The sequence below is a fragment of the Microbacterium arborescens genome (assembly GCF_049707515.1).
In the GTDB taxonomy this organism is placed as follows: domain Bacteria; phylum Actinomycetota; class Actinomycetes; order Actinomycetales; family Microbacteriaceae; genus Microbacterium; species Microbacterium arborescens_B.
This window is the reverse complement of sequence record NZ_JBNAFI010000002.1, coordinates 1-19,959: the sequence shown is the minus strand read 5'-3', so window position 1 is coordinate 19,959 and position 19,959 is coordinate 1. Positions and strand designations below refer to the sequence as shown.

The 19,959-nt window shown below is 68.3% G+C and carries 18 protein-coding genes; 5 read left to right on the top strand and 13 right to left on the bottom strand.

Translation table 11 applies throughout. The features are described from left to right. Positions 1 to 26: 26 nt before the first annotated feature. Positions 27 to 1,226, top strand: coding sequence for a pyridoxal phosphate-dependent aminotransferase (locus tag ACPYN5_RS04045; protein ID WP_424447706.1), 1,200 nt, complete (start codon positions 27 to 29; stop codon positions 1,224 to 1,226). A gap of 58 nt (positions 1,227 to 1,284) precedes the next feature. Here ACPYN5_RS04045 and ACPYN5_RS04040 read toward each other — a convergent pair whose 3' ends face one another. The 7 genes from ACPYN5_RS04040 to ACPYN5_RS04010 are packed head-to-tail and all read right to left on the bottom strand — an operon-like array spanning position 1,285 to position 8,646. Continuing rightward, positions 1,285 to 2,421: a UDP-N-acetylmuramate dehydrogenase gene (locus ACPYN5_RS04040; RefSeq protein ID WP_424447705.1), complete on the bottom strand. Its 1,137-nt coding sequence runs from the start codon at positions 2,419 to 2,421 to the stop codon at positions 1,285 to 1,287. A gap of 2 nt (positions 2,422 to 2,423) precedes the next feature. Then, positions 2,424 to 2,831: a MaoC family dehydratase gene (locus ACPYN5_RS04035; RefSeq protein WP_424447704.1), complete on the bottom strand. Its 408-nt coding sequence runs from the start codon at positions 2,829 to 2,831 to the stop codon at positions 2,424 to 2,426. Then, a complete protein-coding gene (locus ACPYN5_RS04030) occupies positions 2,828 to 3,277 on the bottom strand; it encodes an FAS1-like dehydratase domain-containing protein (protein ID WP_424447703.1) in 450 nt (149 codons plus the stop codon). The genes ACPYN5_RS04035 and ACPYN5_RS04030 overlap by 4 nt, the downstream gene beginning before the upstream one ends. A gap of 9 nt (positions 3,278 to 3,286) precedes the next feature. Further along, positions 3,287 to 4,123 carry a sulfite exporter TauE/SafE family protein gene (locus ACPYN5_RS04025; protein ID WP_424448237.1) on the bottom strand — a complete coding sequence of 279 codons (837 nt, stop codon included), beginning with the start codon at positions 4,121 to 4,123 and terminating at the stop codon, positions 3,287 to 3,289. After that, on the bottom strand, positions 4,123 to 4,818 hold the full coding sequence (locus tag ACPYN5_RS04020) for a DUF2510 domain-containing protein (protein WP_424447702.1): 696 nt from the start codon (positions 4,816 to 4,818) through the stop codon (positions 4,123 to 4,125). Before ACPYN5_RS04020 ends, ACPYN5_RS04025 begins: the two co-directional genes overlap by 1 nt. Before the next feature lie 43 nt (positions 4,819 to 4,861). Then, positions 4,862 to 6,922, bottom strand: a complete 2,061-nt coding sequence (locus tag ACPYN5_RS04015; RefSeq protein ID WP_424447701.1) for an ABC transporter ATP-binding protein — start codon at positions 6,920 to 6,922, stop codon at positions 4,862 to 4,864. Further along, positions 6,919 to 8,646, bottom strand: a complete 1,728-nt coding sequence (locus ACPYN5_RS04010; RefSeq protein ID WP_424447700.1) for an ABC transporter ATP-binding protein — start codon at positions 8,644 to 8,646, stop codon at positions 6,919 to 6,921. Before ACPYN5_RS04010 ends, ACPYN5_RS04015 begins: the two co-directional genes overlap by 4 nt. Before the next feature lie 139 nt (positions 8,647 to 8,785). Here ACPYN5_RS04010 and ACPYN5_RS04005 point away from each other — a divergent pair, with 139 nt between their 5' ends. Next, positions 8,786 to 9,481, top strand: a complete 696-nt coding sequence (locus ACPYN5_RS04005) for a GTP pyrophosphokinase (RefSeq protein WP_424447699.1) — start codon at positions 8,786 to 8,788, stop codon at positions 9,479 to 9,481. A 23-nt stretch (positions 9,482 to 9,504) separates the two neighbouring features. Here ACPYN5_RS04005 and ACPYN5_RS04000 read toward each other — a convergent pair whose 3' ends face one another. The 6 genes from ACPYN5_RS04000 to ACPYN5_RS03975 form a co-directional block, all read right to left on the bottom strand. Then, positions 9,505 to 9,927, bottom strand: coding sequence for an organic hydroperoxide resistance protein (locus ACPYN5_RS04000; RefSeq protein ID WP_424447698.1), 423 nt, complete (start codon positions 9,925 to 9,927; stop codon positions 9,505 to 9,507). Further along, a complete protein-coding gene (locus ACPYN5_RS03995) occupies positions 9,924 to 10,427 on the bottom strand; it encodes a MarR family winged helix-turn-helix transcriptional regulator (protein ID WP_424447697.1) in 504 nt (167 codons plus the stop codon). Before ACPYN5_RS03995 ends, ACPYN5_RS04000 begins: the two co-directional genes overlap by 4 nt. A gap of 98 nt (positions 10,428 to 10,525) precedes the next feature. Then, complete coding sequence (locus tag ACPYN5_RS03990; protein ID WP_424447696.1) at positions 10,526 to 11,422, bottom strand: SDR family oxidoreductase; 897 nt, start codon at positions 11,420 to 11,422, stop codon at positions 10,526 to 10,528. 53 nt (positions 11,423 to 11,475) lie between these two features. After that, a complete protein-coding gene (locus ACPYN5_RS03985; protein ID WP_424447695.1) occupies positions 11,476 to 12,360 on the bottom strand; it encodes an SMP-30/gluconolactonase/LRE family protein in 885 nt (294 codons plus the stop codon). Further along, a complete protein-coding gene (locus tag ACPYN5_RS03980; RefSeq protein WP_424447694.1) occupies positions 12,350 to 14,140 on the bottom strand; it encodes a glycoside hydrolase family 15 protein in 1,791 nt (596 codons plus the stop codon). The genes ACPYN5_RS03985 and ACPYN5_RS03980 overlap by 11 nt, the downstream gene beginning before the upstream one ends. After that, on the bottom strand, positions 14,137 to 14,496 hold the full coding sequence (locus ACPYN5_RS03975) for a sugar ABC transporter ATPase (RefSeq protein ID WP_424447693.1): 360 nt from the start codon (positions 14,494 to 14,496) through the stop codon (positions 14,137 to 14,139). The genes ACPYN5_RS03980 and ACPYN5_RS03975 overlap by 4 nt, the downstream gene beginning before the upstream one ends. A 191-nt stretch (positions 14,497 to 14,687) precedes the next feature. Between ACPYN5_RS03975 and ACPYN5_RS03970 the strand changes: the two genes are divergently transcribed. The 3 genes from ACPYN5_RS03970 (at position 14,688) to ACPYN5_RS03960 (ending at position 19,057) form a co-directional block, all read left to right on the top strand. Continuing rightward, positions 14,688 to 16,061 (top strand): cytochrome P450, encoded by a 1,374-nt coding sequence (locus ACPYN5_RS03970; protein WP_424447692.1) that lies wholly within the window; start codon positions 14,688 to 14,690, stop codon positions 16,059 to 16,061. 565 nt (positions 16,062 to 16,626) lie between these two features. Then, a complete protein-coding gene (locus ACPYN5_RS03965; RefSeq protein ID WP_424447691.1) occupies positions 16,627 to 16,815 on the top strand; it encodes a hypothetical protein in 189 nt (62 codons plus the stop codon). Between the two features lie 1,501 nt (positions 16,816 to 18,316). Further along, positions 18,317 to 19,057: a hypothetical protein gene (locus ACPYN5_RS03960; RefSeq protein WP_424447690.1), complete on the top strand. Its 741-nt coding sequence runs from the start codon at positions 18,317 to 18,319 to the stop codon at positions 19,055 to 19,057. Positions 19,058 to 19,959: the final 902 nt, after the last annotated feature.

The following is a 19,959-nucleotide window of genomic DNA, read 5'->3' as shown; positions in this document are numbered from 1 at the left end:
GTGGACCCCGGCGCTACTCTCGAAGGGTGACCGAACGCGCACCGCTGTCCCGCAAGCTCTCCGCCATCGCCGAGTCGGCGACCCTCAAGGTCGACGCGAAGGCGAAGGCCCTCCAGGCCTCCGGTCGGCCTGTGATCTCGTATGCCGCGGGTGAGCCCGACTTCGCGACGCCGCAGTTCATCGTCGATGCCGCGCAGCACGCCCTGGCCGACCCCGCCAACTACCGCTACACCCCGGCGGCCGGTCTCCCGGTGCTTCGCGAGGCGATCGCCGCCAAGACGTTCCGCGACTCGGGCCTCGAGGTGCAACCGTCACAGGTGATCGTGACCAACGGCGGCAAGCAGGCGGTCTACCAGGCCTTCCAGACCGTCGTGAACCCGGGCGACGAGGTGCTGCTGCCCGCACCGTACTGGACCACCTACCCCGAGGCGATCGCCCTTGCCGACGGCATCCCGGTCGAGGTCTTCGCCGGCGCCGACCAGGAGTACAAGGTCACCGTCGAGCAGCTCGAAGCGGCCCGCACCGAACGCACCACCGTGCTCGTGTTCGTCTCGCCGTCCAACCCGACCGGTGCGGTGTACACGCCCGAGGAGACGGCGGCCATCGGCGAGTGGGCGCTCGAGCACGGCATCTGGGTGATCACCGACGAGATCTACCAGAACCTCGTCTACGAGGGCATCCGCGCCGTCTCGATCGTCGAGGCCGTCCCGGAGCTCGCCGGGCAGACGATCCTCGTCAACGGCGTCGCCAAGACCTACGCCATGACCGGGTGGCGCGTGGGCTGGATGGTCGGCCCGGCCGACGCCATGAAGCTGGCCGCCAACCTGCAGTCGCACCTGAGCTCGAACGTCAACAACGTCGCGCAGCGTGCCGCCCTCGCAGCGCTCACCGGCCCGCAAGACGAAGCCGAGCAGATGCGCCTCGCGTTCGACCGTCGCCGCCGGCTCATCGTCAGCGAACTGGCGAAGATCCCCGGCGTCGAGGTACCGAACCCGCTCGGCGCGTTCTACGTCTACCCCGACGTCACCGGCCTGTTGGGACGCGCCTGGGGCGGCACGCAGGCGAACACGACGCTCGAGCTCGCCGACCTGATCCTCGACCAGGCCGAGGTCGCCGTCGTCCCCGGCGAGGCCTTCGGTCCGTCGGGATACCTGCGCCTGTCGTACGCCCTCGGCGACGAGCAGCTCCTCGAGGGCATCCAGCGCCTCCAGCGCCTGTTCTCCTGACGAGCTCGCCCCTTCTCCTCCGGGCGGGATTCCTCACCGGTGGAGAAGGAGGGCGGGGTCAGAGCTCGACGCCGACCAGGACCGGCTCGGGCTGGAGGATGAGACCGAACTCCGACTGCACGCGCTGCTGGATGAACCGCGCGAGCGCGGCGAGCTCGTCGGCCGTCGCACCGCCGCGGTTGGTGAGAGCGAGCGCGTGCTTGGTCGACAGGCCGGCACGCGACCCCGGCAATGCGAATCCCTTGCCGATGCCGGCATGCTCGATGAGCCAGGCAGCACTGACCTTGACGTCGGGCTCGGCGGCCTCGCCCGTCGGCGAGACGCCGTAGTACTCGCTGAGCGGGATCACCCGATCGGCCACCGGGTCGGGCGCGACCGGCCAGCGCGGGCACGCGTCCGGCAGCGTCCGCGCGAAGGCGGCGGTCACGACCGCGTTCTGGAAGAACGATCCGGCGCTCCACGTGTCGGGGTCGGCGTCGTCGAGCACCATCCCCTTACTCGCTCGCACGGCCAGGACGGTCTCGCGCACCCAGCGCAGCGAGACCGCGGCGGCAGGATCGAGTCCGAGCGCGCCCCGCAGCTGCGGGCCCTGGATCACGAACTCGCCGTGCCCGACCTGCGCGAGTTCGAGCGTGATCGAGAGGATGACGGCCGAACGGACGGCCACCGATCCATGGTGATGCTTGAGCACGGACGTGCGGAACCCGAGTCCGAGATCGGATGCCGGCACGACGCTGACATCGCCGGTCGATTCGTCGAGCAGCTCCACCTCGACGAGGGTCTGCACGACCTCCTGACCGTAGGCGCCGATGTTCTGGACAGGGGCGGCGCCGGCCGTGCCGGGGATGCCCGACATCGCCGCGATCCCGCCGAGGCCCGCGGCGACGGCGTACTCGACGAGGTCGTCCCAGGAGTGTCCCGCCTGCACCTTCAGCCGCGTGTGTCCGGGGTGCGGCGAGGCCAGCTCCTCGATGCCGCTCGTGCGCACGGCGACGACGGTGCCGTCGAACGGCTCGTCGCCCACGAGGAGGTTCGATCCGCCGCCGACGACGAGCCAGGGCTCGCCCGCCGCCCACAGCTCGCGCATCGCCGCGACCAGTTCATCGGCGGAGTACGCCTCGATCATGCGCTCCGGGACGGCGCCCGCGCGCAGCGTCGTCAGCTCCGCGAGAGGCCGCGGCTCGATCTCGGCCACGGTCACTCGCCGGTGCGCACGCGCACCTGCGCCTTGCCGAGCACGACGGTCTCTCCGTGGCTCACGGTCAGGTCGATGCGCGCAGCATCCTCATCGACGGCTCCGACCTTCGCGACCACGGTGAGCGTCGCGCCGGTCTCGGCGTCGACCACGACCGGGCGGGTGAACCGCACGCCGTACTCGATGATGCGGCCGCTGTCGCCGAGCCACTCGACGATCGTCTCGACCGCGAGCCCCATCGTCAGCATCCCGTGGGCGAGCACGCCCGGAAGGCCGACGCGGGTCGCGACGTCGTCGCGGTAATGGATCGGGTTGAAGTCGCCCGAGGCGCCCGCGTACCGCACGAGCGACTCGCGCGAGAGTTCGACGGTGCGCTCGGCGACGACCGTTCCGACAGTGAGATCGTTCATGCGTCCTCGCCCCCGATCAGCAGCACCGAGACGGCGGTCACGACGTGGTCACCGGATGCATCGAGGATCTGCGCTTCGCTGGTGACCATCGCGCCGGCGCCGAACGCGCGGATGCCGGTGACCGAGAGCTGCGCCGTGAGCTCATCGCCCGCGACGATCGGGCGGGTGTAGCGGAAACGCTGCTCGGCGTGAACCGTCCGCTCGAGGGCGATGCCCGAGTCGGGCTCGCCCAGCAGCTGCTGCAGCGTGAGGTCCTGGATCACCATGGCGAAGGTCGGCGGCGCGACGACGTCGGCGTACCCCAGGGCGCGGGCCGCCTCGGGGTCGGTGTGCTGCGGATCAGTGGCGAAGACGGCGCGGGCGAATTCGCGCACCTTCTCTCGACCCACGAGGTACGGGGCGGTCGGCGGGAAGGCGCGTTCGACCAGAGCGGGGTTCACGGACACCGTCCGATTCTACCGTCGGCCCTCCGACGGCAGCGCAGCGCGCTTCGCCGCGCGCGCAGTCCGGTGCGCCTTGACGGCTCGCAGCGCCATCTGCGACGCGATGAACGTCAGGAATGCGGCGAACAGCATGTTCGAGGTGAGCGGGTTCAGCAGCGTCGCGATCAACGCGCCCACGGCGGTCGTGGCGCACGCGGCCAGCCCGACGACCACGGCCGCCACCAGGTCGACGTTGCGCCGTCGGGCGTTGCCCACGGTGCCCGAGATCGCCGTCGGGATCATCATCAGGAGCGAGGTGCCCTTGGCGACCAGGTCGCTCGTGCCGAAGAGGAACATCAGCGCCGGCACGACGATCACGCCCCCGCCCACGCCGAGCAGGCCGGCCATGATGCCCGTGAACAGTCCGAGCCCGGCGAGCCCGATGCCGACGGGCCAGCTCAGCTCGAGCACCGCGTCACGCGAGGGCACGACGATGAAGAGCGTCACGATGACGACGACGAGGAAGGCCACGAACCCCCAGCGCAGGGCGTTCTGCGGGATCTTTGCGAGCAGCCAGCTGCCGATCTGCGCCCCGATGACCGCGCCGGCGGCGAGGATGATCGCCGGGATCCAGGCCACGGAACCGGTCAGCGCATACGAGATGACCCCGACCGAAGCCGTCGGGACGATCGCGGCGAGCGAGGTTCCCGCGGCCAGACGCTGATCGAAGCCGAGGAGCAGCACGAGGAGCGGCACGATGACCGTCCCGCCACCCACACCGAAGAGCCCCGAGAGGAGTCCCGCCGCGAGCCCGACGCCCGCGCATGCCACGTAGAACCGCGCGCTGCGGCGCGCGCCCCGCTCGACCATCACTGCTCGACGTAATCGTCGATGAGCCAACCGGAGCCGTCCGACACCAGCGTGTACAGCGCCGAGAAGGTCGCCGGAACCGGGTTCTCGAGCGGGACACCGGCGGCATCCGCCGTCTGGGTGAAGGTCTCGACCGTCTCGATGTAGATGGTGTCGCCCTCCCGGCTCGTGGAGATGAAGGTGATCTCGTAGTCCTCGACGGAGTTGTTGAACTCGTCGGCCGCCTGCGCGAAGTCGGCGCAGTCCGAGAGTCCGCCGCTCGTGAGGAACTCGGGGGTGAGGATGGCCTGATAGGCGGCGCAGTCCTTCTCGTCCCACGCGTCGTCGTAGGCGTCCACGACGTCTTCGGCGGCGCGGAGGTCCGCGCTCTGGGCCGTGCCGGCGGTCGGGCGGTCAGCGGTCGGATCGAGGATGCCGACGATGAAGCGCGGGATGAACACTGCCGCCAGCACGATCAGGCCGACGAGGACGACGCCGAGGGCGACGAAGACGATCCAGAGCTTCGATCGGCGCGCGGGCGCGGGCGGTGACGCGGGCGCGGAAGGCGACCCTGGCGCGGAGACGGACGCCTCGGTCGCGACCGGCTGCGCCGGCTCGGCCGGGCTGTGGGTGTGCTCGGTCCACTGCGCACCGTCCCACCACCGCAGCGCGCCGTGGCCGTCGTCGTACCAGCCCGGAGGCGTCGAACCGCTCAACTCTGCCTTCTCTCGCGTCGGGCGCGAACGCGCCTCGATCAGACTACCGATCGGCTGAGATCGACCGGTCTGCGCCCTCCTCGTCGAGCGCGTCCGGCACGCCGCCCTCGGCGACGGCATCCGACGGGGCCTGCTCGAACTGCGACCGGTACAGACGCCAGTACGCACCCTGCGCCGCGATGAGCTCGTCGTGCGAGCCCTTCTCGACGATGTCGCCGTGCTCCATGACCAGGATCAGATCGGCGTCGCGGATCGTCGACAGCCGGTGCGCGATGACGAACGAGGTGCGGCCTTCGCGCAGGGCCGACATCGCCTGCTGCAGCAGCAGCTCGGTGCGCGTGTCGACCGAGCTCGTCGCCTCGTCGAGGATGAGCACCGCGGGCTGGGCGACGAAGGCGCGCGCGATCGTGATGAGCTGCTTCTCGCCGGCGGACACGTTCGCCGCATCCTCGTCGAGGACGGTGTCGTACCCGTCCGGCAGCGAGTGCACGAAGCGGTCGACTCGCGTCGCGATCGCCGCCTGCACGATCTCGTCGTCGGTCGCGTCCTCGCGTCCGTAGCGGATGTTCTCGCGGATGGTGCCGGCGAACAGCCACGGGTCCTGCAGCACCATGCCGGTGCGTGAGCGCACGTCGTCGCGCGAGAGCTCGGAGATGTCCTGGCCGTCGAGCAGGATGCGGCCGCCGTCGAGCTCGTAGAAGCGCATCAGCAGGTTCACGAGTGTCGTCTTGCCCGCTCCCGTCGGACCGACGATGGCGACGGTCTGCCCCGGCTCGACCCGGAAGGTCAGGTCGCGGATGAGCGGTTTGTCGGGCGAGTAGGCGAAGCGCACGTGCTCGAACTCGATCACGCCGCGCCCGGTGCGGGCCGCCTCGACCTCGGGGGCATCCGGGTCCTGCTCGTCCTCGTCGAGGAGCTCGAACACGCGCTCGGCCGACGCCGTCCCCGACTGCACGACCGCCGCCATTCCGCCGAGCTCCGACAACGGCTGGGTGAACTGCTGCGAGTACTGGATGAACGCCTGCACGTCGCCGAGTCGAAGCTGACCGGACGCGACCATCAGTCCGCCGAGCACGGCGATGCCGACGTACGTGAGGTTTCCGATGAAGGTCATGCCCGGCATGATCAGGCCCGACAGGAACTGCGCCTTGAACGCCGCTTCGAACAGTTCGTCGTTCTCGGCCTCGAACTTCTCGCGCGCATCCCGCTCGCGTCCGTAGACGCGCACGAGCGCGTGCCCCGAGAACGACTCCTCGACACGGGCGTTCAACCGGCCGACCCTGCGCCACTGCACCGCGAACGCCTTCTGCGACCGCGGACCGATGACCCCGAAGATCACTGCCATGAGCGGCAGCGACACCAGAGCGACGAGAGCGAGCTGCCACGAGATGGAGAACATCATGAACAGCACGCCGACCACCGTCAGCACGCTGGTGAGCGCCGTCGAGAGCGACTGCTGCATCGTCTGGGTGATGTTATCGATGTCGTTCGTCACGCGCGAGATGAGCTCGCCGCGCTGGACGCGGTCGAAGTACGACAGCGGCAAGCGGTTGATCTTCGCCTCGACCGACTCGCGCAGGCGCCACATCGTGCGCACCATGATGATGTTGATCACGAAGCCCTGCAGCCAGGTCAGCAGCGCCGAGCCGACGTAGATCGCGAGCACGGTGACGACGACCCATTTCAGCCGGTCGAAGTCGACGCCCGCCCCGACCTGGAAGTTCTGCATCGCGCCGACGATGTTCGCGACGTCGGTCTGCCCGGCCGCGTTGAGCGCGGCGACGACATCCTCCTGGCTCGTGCCCGAAGGGAACTGCGAACCGAGGTTCGCCGAGACGACGCCCTCGAAGATCAGGTTGGTCGCGTCGCCGAGGACCCGCGGGGCGAGAACGGCCAGCAGAACCCCGATCGCACCGAGCACCGTCATCAGTGCGAACACCGCCGCGTACGGGCGCAGCAGCCCGACCATCCGCAGGAAGCTCGGACCGAACTTGGCCGCCTTGCCGGGGGCGACGCTGTCCCAATCGCCCGAGGTCTGCCGGGCCTGTTCGGCCAGCTCGAGCTCGCGCCGCTCGTCTTCGGTGAGGTTGTCGGCGGTGCTCATGCATCCACTCCCAGCTGCGATTCGACGATCTCGCGATACGTCTCGTTGTCGGCGAGCAGTTCTGCGTGGGTGCCCAGGCCCGCCATGCGGCCGTCGTCGAGCACGAGGATGCGGTCGGCGCCCGTCACCGTCGAGATCCGCTGCGCCACGACGATCTTGGTGACCTCGGGAAGCTCACGCCACAGCGCCTCGCGCAGACGAGCGTCGGTGGTGAGGTCGAGCGCCGAGAACGAGTCGTCGAAGACGAGGACGTCGGGCCGCCGCACGATCGCGCGCGCGATGGCGAGCCGCTGCCGCTGGCCGCCCGACACGTTGGTGCCCCCCTGCGCGATGCGGGCGTCGAGGCCGCCCTCCATCTCTTCGACGAAGTCACGTCCCTGCGCGATCTCGAGCGCCTTCCACAGTTCGTCGTCGGTCGCGTCCTCGCGCCCGAATCGCAGGTTCGACGCGACCGTGCCGGTGAAGAGGAAGGCACGCTGCGGCACGTATCCGATGCCGCTCCAGAGCAGATCGAGGTCGGCTCGCCGCACATCGACGCCCGCGACCTCGACCGATCCGCCCGTCACGTCGAACAGCCGAGGGATGAGCGAGACCAGCGTCGTCTTGCCCGACCCCGTCGAGCCCACCACCGCGACGGTTTCACCGGGCTCGGCGCGGAACGAGATGCCTTCGAGCACCGGCGAATCAGCACCCGGGTAGGTGAACGAAACGTCGTCGAAGACGACCGCTCCGGGCTCGGGGAACTCGCGCACCGGCGAGGCAGGGCGCTCGAGGGCGTCGTGCGAGGAGAGCACCTCGCCGATGCGGTCGGCCGAGACGGCGGCCCGCGGGATCATGATCGTCATGAACGTCGCCATGAGCACGCCCATGAGGATCTGACCGACGTACTGCATGAAGGCGAAGAGCGTGCCGATCTGCACGTTGCCCTGATCGACCTGGATGCCGCCGAACCAGATGACGCCGACGACCGTGACGTTCAGCACGAGCATGGCCAGGGGGAACATGAGCACGAAGAGCGAGCCCACCTTGCGGCCGACGATCATGATGTCGGTGTTCGCGCCACGGAACCGCTGCTCTTCGATGCGCTCGCGCACGAAGGCCCGAACGACGCGGACGCCCGTGAGCTGCTCCCGCATGATGCGGTTGACGTTGTCGAGCCGTGTCTGGAACTGACGGAACAGCGGCACCATGCGGCCGATGATGAGGCCGGCCACGACGAGCAGCAGGGGCACGGCGACGCCGATGAGCCAGCTCAGACCGACATCCTGCTGGAGCGCCATGATGACGCCGCCGATGGCGAGCATCGGCGCGGTGACCAGCATCGTCGCGCCCATCATGGCGAGCATCTGCACCTGCTGCACGTCGTTCGTGTTGCGGGTGATGAGTGTGCCCGGTCCGAAGCGCGAGACCTCCCGCTCGGAGAACCCGCTCACCTTCTCGAAGACGTCGCGTCGGATGTCGCGGCCCGCCGCCATCGCCGCGCGGGCCGCGCACAGCGTCGCGATGACCGAGGCGATGATCTGCCCGAGCGCGATCATCAGCATGATCGCGCCGCGTGACCAGATGTAGGCGGTGTCACCGCGCGCGACGCCGTTGTCGATGATGTCGGCGTTGAGGCGAGGCAGGTAGAGCGAGGCCATCGCCGAGCCGAACTGGAAGACCAGCACGCCCAGAAGCAGCCATCGATAGGTGCGCAGATAGCGGACCAGGAGCTTGCCGAGCATGGGTCTCCCTGAGCGAGTCGATCGGACGGTTCATGGTAGCGCCGGGCTCCGACACGCACCGGTTCGGGGGTTGCGCCTCCGGCGAACGACCGTCGATCCTCACAGCCCGCGCCGATGCCGCCTCGGTACCGTCGATTCCATGACGCCCGGCAGCTCCGTGCCCCCGCTCTCGATCACCGACGGTCTGCAGAACTTCTCACCGCACGAGCTGCGCAGCCTGCGCGACGAGTTCCAGCACTTCCTGCTCGAGTACCGCTTCGGGATGCAGGAGATCGAGACGAAGCTGCAGATCCTGCGAGACGAGTTCCAGCAGCTGCACGACTACAACCCGATCGAGCACCTGTCGAGCCGGCTGAAGTCACCCGACGGCATCGTGGAGAAGGTCGTCCGAAAGGGCGTGGAACCCGATTTCCCCTCGATACGCGAGCACATCACCGATATCGCCGGCGTTCGGGTCACGTGCAGCTTCACGCAGGACGCCTACCGCCTGTTCGACCTGCTGACGGCTCAGGACGACATCGAGGTGCGTACCGTCAAGGACTACATCGCCGAGCCCAAGCCCAACGGGTACAAGAGCCTGCACGCGATCGTCGAGGTGCCCGTCTTCCTGTCGACGGGACGCATCACCGTTCCCGTCGAGGTGCAGTTCCGCACCATCGCGATGGATTTCTGGGCGAGCCTCGAGCACAAGATCTATTACAAGTACGCCGCGAACGTTCCGGCTGAGCTGCTGGTGGAGCTCAAGGACGCCGCGCAGACGGCATCCGAGCTCGACGCGAAGATGGAGCGGCTGCACCGGGAGGTGCGCCACCGTCCCCGCGTCGTGCGCATCTGAGCACACGACGCGGGGACGACGGTTCAGTCCTCCGAGACCGTGATCTCGACGGGGATGTTGCCGCGCGTGGCGTTCGAGTAGGGGCACACCTGGTGCGCGGCGTCGGCGAGCTCCTGCGCGACCTCGCGCTCGACGCCGGGCAGCACGACCTCGAGCACGACCGAGAGCGAGAAGCCGCCGGCCTCCGTCGGGTGGATCTGCACCTGGCCGCCGACGGCGGAGTCGGTCACGTCGACCTTCTTCGACCGCGCCACCATCTGGAGCGCGGAGTGGAAGCAGGCGGCGTATCCGGCCGCGAACAGCTGCTCGGGGTTCGAGCCGTTGCCCGACCCGCCCATCTCCTTCGGAATGGCCATGTCGAGGTCGACGCGGCCGTCCGTGCTGCGGACGTGGCCGTTGCGGCCGGCGCCGGTCGAGAGTGCTTCAGCGGTGTAGAGAGCGCTCATGCGTGCTCCTCCTTCTTCTCGGGGGTGGTCTTCTCAGGGGTGGTCCCGGGGACGCGGGAGGCCGCGCGCACGTCGGCGGCGGTGTCGCGCATCCCGTCGGCGAGGTCGGTGAGAGCGGTGATCAGCTGGCGCGCACCGTCGACGGTGACGCCCATCCCCTCTGCGATGCAGGCGGGAACGTGCGCGAGCTCCGATCGCAGCTCGCGGCCGCGGGCAGTGAGCGAGACGGTCACCAGTCGCTCGTCGGCACTGTCACGAGTTCGCTCGACGAGACCGTCTCGGGTCATCCGCCGAAGCAGCGGCGACAGGGTGCCGGAGTCGAGGTCGAGGGCTTCGCCGAGGTCGCGGACGCTCCGCTCGTCCCGGTTCCAGAGCAGGACGAGCACGAGGTACTGCGGATACGTCAGGCCGTGCGGCTCGAGCAGAGCCGCGTACGCCTTCGTCGTCGCGCGGGACGCCGCGTACAGCGAGAAGCACACCATGTGCTGCGTCGGTTCCATGGTTCGACTGTACACAACTCAGTTGTGCACAACCAGTACCCCCGACGAAAGCGCCGACGATCGAGACCGCCGGCGCTTTCGCTGTCACGCGTCACGCGTCACGGCGTGGGCATGCCACCGTTGACGTTGAGGGTCTCCCCCGCCACGTAGCTCGACTCGGCCGACGCCAGGAAGACGTAGGCCGGAGCGAGCTCGGCGGGCTGTCCCATGCGTCCGAGCGGGGTCTCCTCGCCGAAGCTGTCGATCTTCTCCTGCGGCTGGCCGTCGCTGGGCTGCAGCGGCGTCCAGATCGGGCCGGGTGCCACGGCGTTCACGCGGATGCCCTGCGGTGCGAGCTGCTGCGCGAGAGCCTTCGTGAAGGTGTTGATCGTCGCCTTCGTCGAGGCGTAATCCACGAGGGTCTCCGACGGCGAGTACGCCTGGATCGAGGTCGTGTTGATGATCGAGGCACCGGCCGGAAGGTGGGGCAGCGCGGCCTTGGTGATCCAGAACATCGCGTAGACGTTCGTCTTGAAGGTGTCGTCGAATTGCTCGTCGGTCACGTCGGCCAGGGACTCCTGGAAGATCTGCTTCCCGCCGTTGTTGACGAGGATGTCGATGCCGCCGAGGGCCGACACGGCGTCGGCGACGAGCGAACGGCAGTACTCCGGGTCGCGCAGGTCGCCCGGCAGCTGGGCCACGGTCACACCCGCATCCTTGAGGATGCCGGCGATGCGCTGCGCGTCCTCCTCCTCCTCGGGCAGGTACGAGATCGCGACGTCGGCGCCCTCCCGGGCGAAGGCGATCGCGGTGGCCGCGCCGATACCGGAGTCGCCACCGGTGATGAGCGCCTTCCGGCCGGTGAGGCGACCGGAGCCGCGGTAGCTCTCCTCGCCGAGATCTGCCTTGGGCGTGAGGTCGGCGTCGAGGCCGGGCTCGTCCATGTGCTGCTTCTCGGGCTCGATGGCCGAGTAGAGCTCGGCGGGGTTGACGAAGGTGTATTGGTCGCGGGACATGGTGTCTCCTTCCATCGGTCTTCCTGGGGGTGGTCGTCGGACGGGTCCTTCGATCAGGGGATCGACGGGGACCCGAACGTGTGGATGCCGCGGCCGGTGGATCCCGGCTCGAGCCGGAGGATGCCGCCCGACAGCGGATGCCGCTGCAGCTGTTCCTCCGTGAGGTTCTCTCTCGCCGATCCGACGAGCAGGATGTCGAGGTCGGGGCCGACGAAGGCCACGGACGTGATGTTCGGGACCGGCGTCGCGAACTCGTCGGTGATGTCGCCGTCGGCATCCCAGCGGACGACCGCCCCCTCGCCGTACATACCGTTGAAGAACGAGCCGTCGGAGGCGAGGACGAGGCCGTCGCTCGAGCGGCCGACGAGGAACGGTTCGAGCTCGCCGAGCTCTCCCGCGGGGCCGTACGAGGCGCGGTACACCGTCGAGGTGGCGGTGTCGGTGATGTACATGATGCGACCGTCGCCGGACCATTCCATGCCGTTCACGACGCCGTACCCACCGCCGAGCACCCGGACCTCGCCGTCGAGGCCCACCGACCACACGGTCGCGTCCGGATCGTCGCTCGTCAGCTCCATAGCCCCGACGATGAAGCGGCCGAACGGGTCGACCTTGCCTTCGTTCAGGCGCATCCCGTCATGACGGTGGCGGAGCGTCGCGAGCTCGCGCTCGATGCGGCCGTCGGCGTCGAGCAGCACGACCCGGTCCTTCAATGCCGCGACGTACCCGCCGCCCGGAGCGGGCTGCACGGCAGACAGCGGCGGCGGCAGCTCGACGACGCGGTCGTCGCTGCCGTCGGCGGCCCCGTCGAGTGGCCCGCGGTGCAGCAGGCCCGCGCTGATGTCGACCCACACGACCTCGTCGGTGCGCTCATCCCACCAGATGCTCTCCACGAGCACCGCTCCGGTGTCGCGGAAGACTCCGACCTCACCTGCCACGGAGGGCCTCCTCGGGGACGACGTCGCGGATGGTCAGCACCGTCGCGAGGAACGCGAGGTGGCTGAGCGCCTGCGGAGTGTTGCCCCAGGCGGTGCCGTCGGTCGCGTCGATCATCTCGGCGTAGATGCCGACGTCGTTCGCGTGGGCGACCAGCTGGTCGACGAGGTCGAGCGCCTCGTCGTGCCGCCCGACGCAGGCGAGCGCCTCGGCGCGCCAGAACGCGCAGGCGACGAAGGTCTTCTCCTCATCGGAGACACCGCTGTAGCGGTACATCAGCGGGCCGGCGCCCAGCTCGGCGGTCAGAGCGTCGATCGTGGTCGACATCCGCTCGCCGCGGTCGAAGCCGGTGGGCGCGTGCAGCAGCACGGACGCGTCGAGCTCGTCGCTTCCCGCGTAGAAGACGAACGCCGAGCGCTCCTCCGACCAGCAGTTCTCGTCGATCCAGAGCCGGATGCGCTCGCGCTCGGCCTTCCACCGATCGGAACTGCCCGGTATCGCGCCGCTCTCGGCGAGCGCGACGGCGTCGTCGAGGGCCTTCCAGCAGCCCATCTTCGACGACGTGTAGTGCCGCTGCTCGGGCAGCTCCCACATCCCCGAATCGGGGTTGCGCCACAGATCGCACGTCCGGTCGGCCATGCCTGCGAGCAGACGCGCGGTTCCGATGTCGAGGACGTTCCCGGCGTCGACGTAGGTGCGGCAGATCGCCATGAGGTCGCCGTAGACACCGAGCTGCAGCTGTTCGCGCGCCGGGTTGCCGGTGACGACGGGTCCGATGCCCTGCCAGCCGGGCACGGGGTACTCACGCGCGTCGGGCACGAGCTCGCCATCGAGCGTGTACATGACGTGAAGCTCGGGGCCGTGCTCACGGATCGTCCGCAGCATCCATGACAGCGCCGCGTGCGTCTCTTCCCGCAGGCCGAAACGGACGAGGGCGTGAGCCGTGTACGCGAGATCGCGCACCCAGGCGTAGCGGTAATCCCAGTTCTTCCCGCCCTCGGGGTTCTCCGGCAGCGACGTCGTCGCTGCGGCGGCGATCGCGCCGGTCGGGCTGAAGATCAGGAGCTTGAGGGCGAGGGCGCTGCGCTGGATGCGCTCCTCCCAGGGACCCTCGTAGGAGAACACCTCCGACCAGTGCCGCCAGTTCTCGATCGTGCGGTCGATGCCGACGTCGACGTTGCGCGGGTCGGGAAGATGCAGAGGCTCGTCGTGGGTGGCGGCCAGCGCGATGAGGTGACGCGATCCCGGCGCAGTGGTGAACGATCCGGTCAGCCGCGGGCCGCTCGTGCCGTCGGGGTCGGGTTCGTTCGGTCCGTGCTCGAAGCCGACGACGACGAGCGCCGTCTTGCCGCTGCGGATGATGTCGCCGTGCTGAGTCCGTTCGATCCACGGGGCGGCCGTGTTGAGCGACGTCCCCGGGTGGATGCGCCACGCCATCGGCACGGTGCCCTCGAGTCCGTCGATGCGGCGCGCGAGCTCAGCCCACGGCATCCGTCCGGCGACTCCCGACACCATCGCATCGGTCACCTTCACCGATCCGTCCGCCGTGGTGAAGGTCGTCTCGAGGACGTTCGTGTCGGGGATGTAGCGGCGCGTCGTCTCGAACTCGTCGGTGGGCGCCAGCTCCAGGCATCCGCCCGCGTCGCGATCGAGCAGCCGCGCGAAGACGGGGGTCGAGGTGAGGTCGGGCAGTGGCAGCCAGTCGACGCTTCCGTCGAGTCCGATCAGCGCGACAGTGCGGCCGTCTCCGATCGGGGCATACGACTCGATACCAGCGGTCACATGCCCTCGTCGCTGATGTCGCCCTCGCCGTCCTCGCCGAGCTCGGCGATGAGGGGGTCGTCTCCCTGGGTCTCGGGCTGCGCGGAGTCCGTCGGCAGGTCCTCGGCGGGGATCTGGTCGTCGTCCGAGGGGATGTGCGCGGGGTCGTCGCTCGTCGCGGTCGCGATGTCGATCTCTGCCGGATCGACGCCGGCGTCGAGTGCCTCATCGACGGCGTCGGTGCGATCCCATTCGCGCTGGGCCGGGTCGAGGTCGGGGTCGGCCACGCTGGTCGCATCGCCGTCGCGCAACGGCTGGATGCCGGCATCCTCGGCAGCGGCGGGGCGGGCGAGGTCGTCGTTGAATGCGTTGGACATGCCTACACGATGCGTGCCGTCGATCGATCCGTCGAGGCACTTGCGACAGGCTCGAGTGGGAGGTATCGGACACCCTTACGGGCCACGGTCGGGCCGCTTCGCAGCGCCCCTGGCGGAGCTGCCGGCTAGCACACGTCATCCGCATCCGCCTCCCCCTGCGCGCGCCCGTGGCGACGTGCGAGCGTTGTCGCATGACGTCGTCGCTCACCGCCGCTGCCCGCACGCTGACCGACGACTCGCCCCAGCTGTTGCTGCGCGGATACGGCTTCGGGGAACGCATCTGGAGGCGCGTCCGCGCCGGCGCGCGTTCGGCGCCGATGGGCCTGCTCGGAGACCCGACCATCCTCGTACGCGGAGCCGAAGGCGTCGAGGTCTTCTACGACGAGGACCGGGTGCGCCGCCACGGTGCGATGCCGGGAATCGTGCAGGAGACGCTTTTCGGACACGGCTCGGTGCACAGTCTCGACGGCGACGACCACCGGCACCGCAAGGCCACGTTCCTCGACGTCGCCTACGAAGACGAGCAGGTCGAGCGGCTGCGCCCGCTCCTCGCCGCGCAGTGGCAGAGCGAGCTCGACGAATGGCTCGCGGGAGGCACGCGATCCGCCTACGACGCAGCGGTCGGCGCGTTCGGGCGGGCCATCATGCAGTGGGCCGGCCTGCCCGGAACGCCGGACGCCAAGACTCGCTGGGCGGCGCGTCTGGCCCAGATCGTGGACGGCTTCGGCGTGCCCTACTCGCCGGAGTACGCGCTCGCCTGGCTGAACCGCCGGTGGTCGGACCGCCACGCCCAGCACCTCATCGAGGCGGTGCGTGACGGCGATCTCGGTCCGGAACCGGGGACGGCCTTGCACGAATGGGCCTGGCATCGCGATCGCGCCGGGGTGCTGCTGTCCGCCCGCCTCGCCGGCATCGAGCTGCAGAACAGCATGCGCCCGATGATCGCGGTCGCACGCTTCGTCGCGTTCGCCGCGAAGGAGCTGCACGACCGCCCGGAGTGGCGTGGGCGCATCGCGGCAGAGGCGTCGGAGCGCGGCACGCTCGATGGCGGACCCCTCGCCGTCGCCTTCGCGCAGGAGATCCGGCGCACCGCACCTTTCGTCCCCGTGCTGCCGGGGCGCGCCATCGCCGACATCGAGCTCGACGGGCAGCGCGTCGCAGCCGGCGGCCGTGTCGTGCTCGACATCCTCGGCACCAACCTCGACGAGAGCTCGTGGGAACGCGCGACCGCGTTCGATCCCGAGCGATTCGTCGGCGTCGATGACTACGAGGCTCTGCCCGCCTTCATCCCCCACGGCGGCGCGGATGTCGCGACGGGCCACCGGTGCCCGGGCGAGAAGCTCGCCATCGCCGGTCTCGCCACCGCGGTCACGGCGCTCAGCCACCCGGAAGTCACCATCCTCGGAGAAGGGCTCGAGGTGGACCTGCGCCGCCTCCCGACCAAGCCCGCGTCCGGCGGCCGGGTCCGCGCCGAGGGTTCCGGCGGCCGGGTCCGCGCCGAGGATTCCGGCGGCCGGGTCCGCGCGGAGGGTTCCGGCCGAGGCTGCCCGTTCCACCGTCGCTGACCCCGCCGCCGCCCCGCCCGGGGGGTCTTGTCCCCCGAAGTGCCGACTCGACGGACCAGCCGAGGCCCCGTAGCGTCGGAGTCAGCAGGTCGACGGTCTCCCCCGGATCGTGAAGCGCCCCGCATCCTCGGATGCCGGGGCGCTTTCGCTGTCGCTGGTGGCGCCTCCGTCGCCGGCGGCATCCTCGCGCTTCATCCGATCGGATGAAATCGAGTGGGCAAAATCGGCACGCAGCGACCTCTCGCACATCGGGATCGGGCGGCTCTTTCAGCGGCAGACCGGCTGTTTTCGTCGCCGGCGACCAGGATCCGACCGACATCCGCCTGCTGCCACGGGCGGCATGATCATCACGTCGGGTGCGATCCAGCGCTGGTGGGGAGCAGGGCGGGCCTGCTCGACACCTCGGCCGCGAGCTAGGTCCTCGTCTCGCGCCCGACCTGCGCCCGGGGCTCTGGAGGGGCCCCGGGCGCCACTTCGTCCCGACGAGCCGCCGTCGACTACGCATCACGGCGTGCACTCCACGATCCTTCCGGAGTCGGTCCGTTGCCCCGCTTACGGTGGATGAGTGACCTTCCGCAAGGAGGCGCGACCACTGCCCCTTGGCGCACTCGTTGAGGAGCAGTATCGACATGTCGCGCCGCACGAGCATCCGCTGCTGTGGGCGAGTGATGCCGTCGCGTGGTGTCACTCGAACGGCGGCGACTGGATCCGACGCGTAGACGCGATCGTCGAGTCCCGAGTCACCCGGCTGTAGAAACACGCGAACCTGGCTCGTCATGCCGCCCGGAAGACTGCCAGGCTCCGAGGGCTACTGCCCGCCGTCTCAAAAGTGCACCTCGGCGGGTCTGTGACCGGCCAATGCGATGACCCTGCGACACATTGACCGACACAGCCCTCCCCGCGCCGCGCCGGCCATCACATCGAATACGACAAAACCCCTGGGAACCGCCAGGGGTTTCATCTGTAGGCCCTGTACACGGGTACTCGAATGAATCGACACTCGTACCACCCCCGCTAGGCCGACTCACGCAGCTGGCTGCCCATCAGGCGGTTGATCCCTGCATTTTTCATGCTGTCGGCCATTGCGACCGTCGCCGCAGCGCGCGGTAGTTAGACGCTCTTTCTGCGACTCGCCACGGAGGTTGAAGGACGCCCACATATGGGCACTGGAGATCCGACGCCCGCCGGCCATCTCCTCCACGCATTTCGGGTGCTGGACAAAGACTAGGTCAATGCCATGCCGAGATGGCAGGAGCAGCGATGGCTCAACCCAATGAGCCATCTCCTGCTGGCGGACCTGCGCCCCTTTTTCAACGACTACATCCGTCTAGACGCCGACTTTGCTGCCGCCTCTCACGGCCAGGAGTATCGGATCGGTCTCGTCCAACGCCAACTGCGCGCGAACGGCCAGGGCTATCCCTCAGCAGAGGGCGAATACGTTGGCGAGCGTCGCTGGAAGGGGCGGTCCGCACGCGCCCTTCGCAGAGGAGTCATTGAGGCACGACGGTGGTAGGAGAAGCGACTGGCCATGGACTCGATATCTCGGGGGAAGCGAGTCGTTCGAAGCCATCCTTGTCAGCAATCGAGAACTCCTGTGGAGTTACACCCGTAGTCGCGCACGACGGCGCCAAAACGACCCGTAGCCTTGCCGCATGACGTTCACGGCCATCCACAGAGCCCTCGGAGTGGGGCCACAACCACTCACGGAAGCACTAGTCGATGCCGCCATCCGGGAGCGCGTCGCTGAGATCGATGACCTCGACTGGCGTTTCCGAGGAGAGTGGACATCTCGCCGTACGCGTCGTCAGCGCAGCCGTCCGTGCGAGCGCCTGCCGTTCGAGTGACTCGCCTGATGTCCTTCCAGGTATGACGGATCAAGTGAAAGACGGACCATCTCTGCGTTGAACATGTCCACGGCTTCGCGCACCTCCTCCGGCCCCTGAAAAGCCACGCGACACTTTCTACGTGTTGCAGCATTAGGGAACCGGCCACCTGCTACCGCAGGCCGGACTGTGCTTGTGCGCTGGCGACAATCTGGCCATGCTGCGAGCGGCGTGTCAGCGGGTTGATGAGGACTGTGCGATCGAGTCGCGGATGGTGTCGCGGTGGATGAAGTGATGCTGTCAACGACCCCGTAGATCGTCCACCACCGGCGCCTCTGATCAATGAGGTCTCTCTCACAACGCTTGATCGATCTCTCCTGTCGCCGTTTCATGGAACGAAACCGGACACCGAACTCTTCGAAGGATGCTTCAATGCAAACCGTCGCTCGCTCGATATCCCGTACCCGCTCACTCGCGATCGTGATCGGAGCCTTCGCGCTAACCGCATCGTTCCTGGCCGCACCTGCCGCAGTGGCGGCAGACGTCGCAGATGACAGCGCAGACACGCCTCAGGGCGCTGCCGTCGCTGAAACACCTCCGCCCGTCGTGACGCTCCCTGTAGATGAGAACGGCGACGTGTGGACCTTCAGCGCCGAGCGTCTCTCTCCAGAAGAGGAGGCAGCATTGGCAGCACCGTCGCAGGATGGTCAGGTACTGCCTCTAGCAGTCCCGCCGAATAGCCCTCCGGCATCCAACTGGGCTCCGTGTGGGCTCTTCGACGGAGAAAGCAAGCTGGTCAAGGAGTACACACGGCTCCGTGCCCAACCGCAGATGACCGGAAGTGTGGCCGCAATTCGTTGCGGCACCGAGGGCTACGGCTATCGACACATCCTGAAGAACCACATCACGGACTGGGAGACGATGGCAGCACCGACTGGCATCAACTGGCGTGATATGGCTTCGTGGTCCATCTCGTGGAACCTCTACGACCCCGACAAGGTGAGCTACGACAGCGGGCGCCAGACCTACTGCTACTCCCGCGAGGTCTACCTGTACCGGAACGGCAACCTCACCTACATCTCCACGCCTCGCACAGCCCTCGGAACGACAGCACAACGGATTATCACCGCTTTTCCGAGCTCCTCGCAGTGCCCCGGCACGAATGTGCTGTGACGATGGCGAATTACTAGGCGAAGGAGAGCTGGACAAGTGACTCGAACGTTGCGGCTCGCTGCCGAGTACTTCGCCCACCCGCTCTGGGAAAGAACACCAGGTGAGGCACCAACCGATGTGGACCCTGCGTCGCTTCCGCTGTCGGATGAACTTGTTGAGGGGTTGCGATCCTGGAACGAGGACTTCCAGGACATCGCTCGGACGAAGTACGCGTTCGCCACATCGCACGAGCGGCAACAGTGGGAGGCTCGCGGTCGGGCTCTAGCACAGTCTCTACGAGACGAGCTTGGCGCCGACTACTGCATTGAGTACCAGGACAGATGACCGCGACTACCTCGCACTAACCCAGCGAACGAGGAGAGGGGCGGCGCGGCGCCACCTCTCTCCTCGTTTGTTACTCGGCCTTCACCGACCCGCGCTGAGGGCGACGATGTGACACCGCGAGGACGGGAAGGAGACCCGCTGCCAGCAAGCCTGCACCCACCCATGTCAGCCCCCACCACCGACGGATTACGGGCTCAGTTGGACGGTTACCGCCAGCTCGACGATCACAGCGTCAACGAACAAGCCCGACACGGAAGAGAACCTTTAGGGGCGCTGCCTACCGGCCACGCATCAAGTGCGGTCGTGTGGCCATCGCCAGTTTCAGCTGTGCTCACAACACGAACGTAGAGGCTCTGCTGAGATACCGCAGCCGATCGGGTTTATGGGAGACGGCGCCGGTGATGGGCTCTAACATCGCCGTGTGGCTGCGACGAACGCACCTAAGTGATGCGAGCCGTTGAGTCTCCCACGAGACAATCTGCCGATCATCTGCATCACGAGCGGTGACGTCCCGCTGAGTGGTGGAGTTTCTCGACACCGTGCGGTCAGCTGGGTTTGATTATGCCGCAGCGATTTCG

Excerpts from the sequence above, each read along its gene's own strand:
- ACPYN5_RS04035 (WP_424447704.1), bottom strand. The coding sequence starts at position 2,831 with ATGAACGATCTCACTGTCGGAACGGTCGTCGCCGAGCGCACCGTCGAA.
- ACPYN5_RS04025 (WP_424448237.1), bottom strand. The coding sequence starts at position 4,123 with ATGGTCGAGCGGGGCGCGCGCCGCAGCGCGCGGTTCTACGTGGCATGC.
- ACPYN5_RS04015 (WP_424447701.1), bottom strand. The coding sequence starts at position 6,922 with ATGAGCACCGCCGACAACCTCACCGAAGACGAGCGGCGCGAGCTCGAG.
- ACPYN5_RS04010 (WP_424447700.1), bottom strand. The coding sequence starts at position 8,646 with ATGCTCGGCAAGCTCCTGGTCCGCTATCTGCGCACCTATCGATGGCTG.
- ACPYN5_RS04005 (WP_424447699.1), top strand. The coding sequence starts at position 8,786 with ATGACGCCCGGCAGCTCCGTGCCCCCGCTCTCGATCACCGACGGTCTG.
- ACPYN5_RS04000 (WP_424447698.1), bottom strand. The coding sequence starts at position 9,927 with ATGAGCGCTCTCTACACCGCTGAAGCACTCTCGACCGGCGCCGGCCGC.
- ACPYN5_RS03995 (WP_424447697.1), bottom strand. The coding sequence starts at position 10,427 with ATGGAACCGACGCAGCACATGGTGTGCTTCTCGCTGTACGCGGCGTCC.
- ACPYN5_RS03990 (WP_424447696.1), bottom strand. The coding sequence starts at position 11,422 with ATGTCCCGCGACCAATACACCTTCGTCAACCCCGCCGAGCTCTACTCG.
- ACPYN5_RS03975 (WP_424447693.1), bottom strand. The coding sequence starts at position 14,496 with ATGTCCAACGCATTCAACGACGACCTCGCCCGCCCCGCCGCTGCCGAG.
- ACPYN5_RS03970 (WP_424447692.1), top strand. The coding sequence starts at position 14,688 with ATGACGTCGTCGCTCACCGCCGCTGCCCGCACGCTGACCGACGACTCG.
- ACPYN5_RS03960 (WP_424447690.1), top strand. The coding sequence starts at position 18,317 with ATGCAAACCGTCGCTCGCTCGATATCCCGTACCCGCTCACTCGCGATC.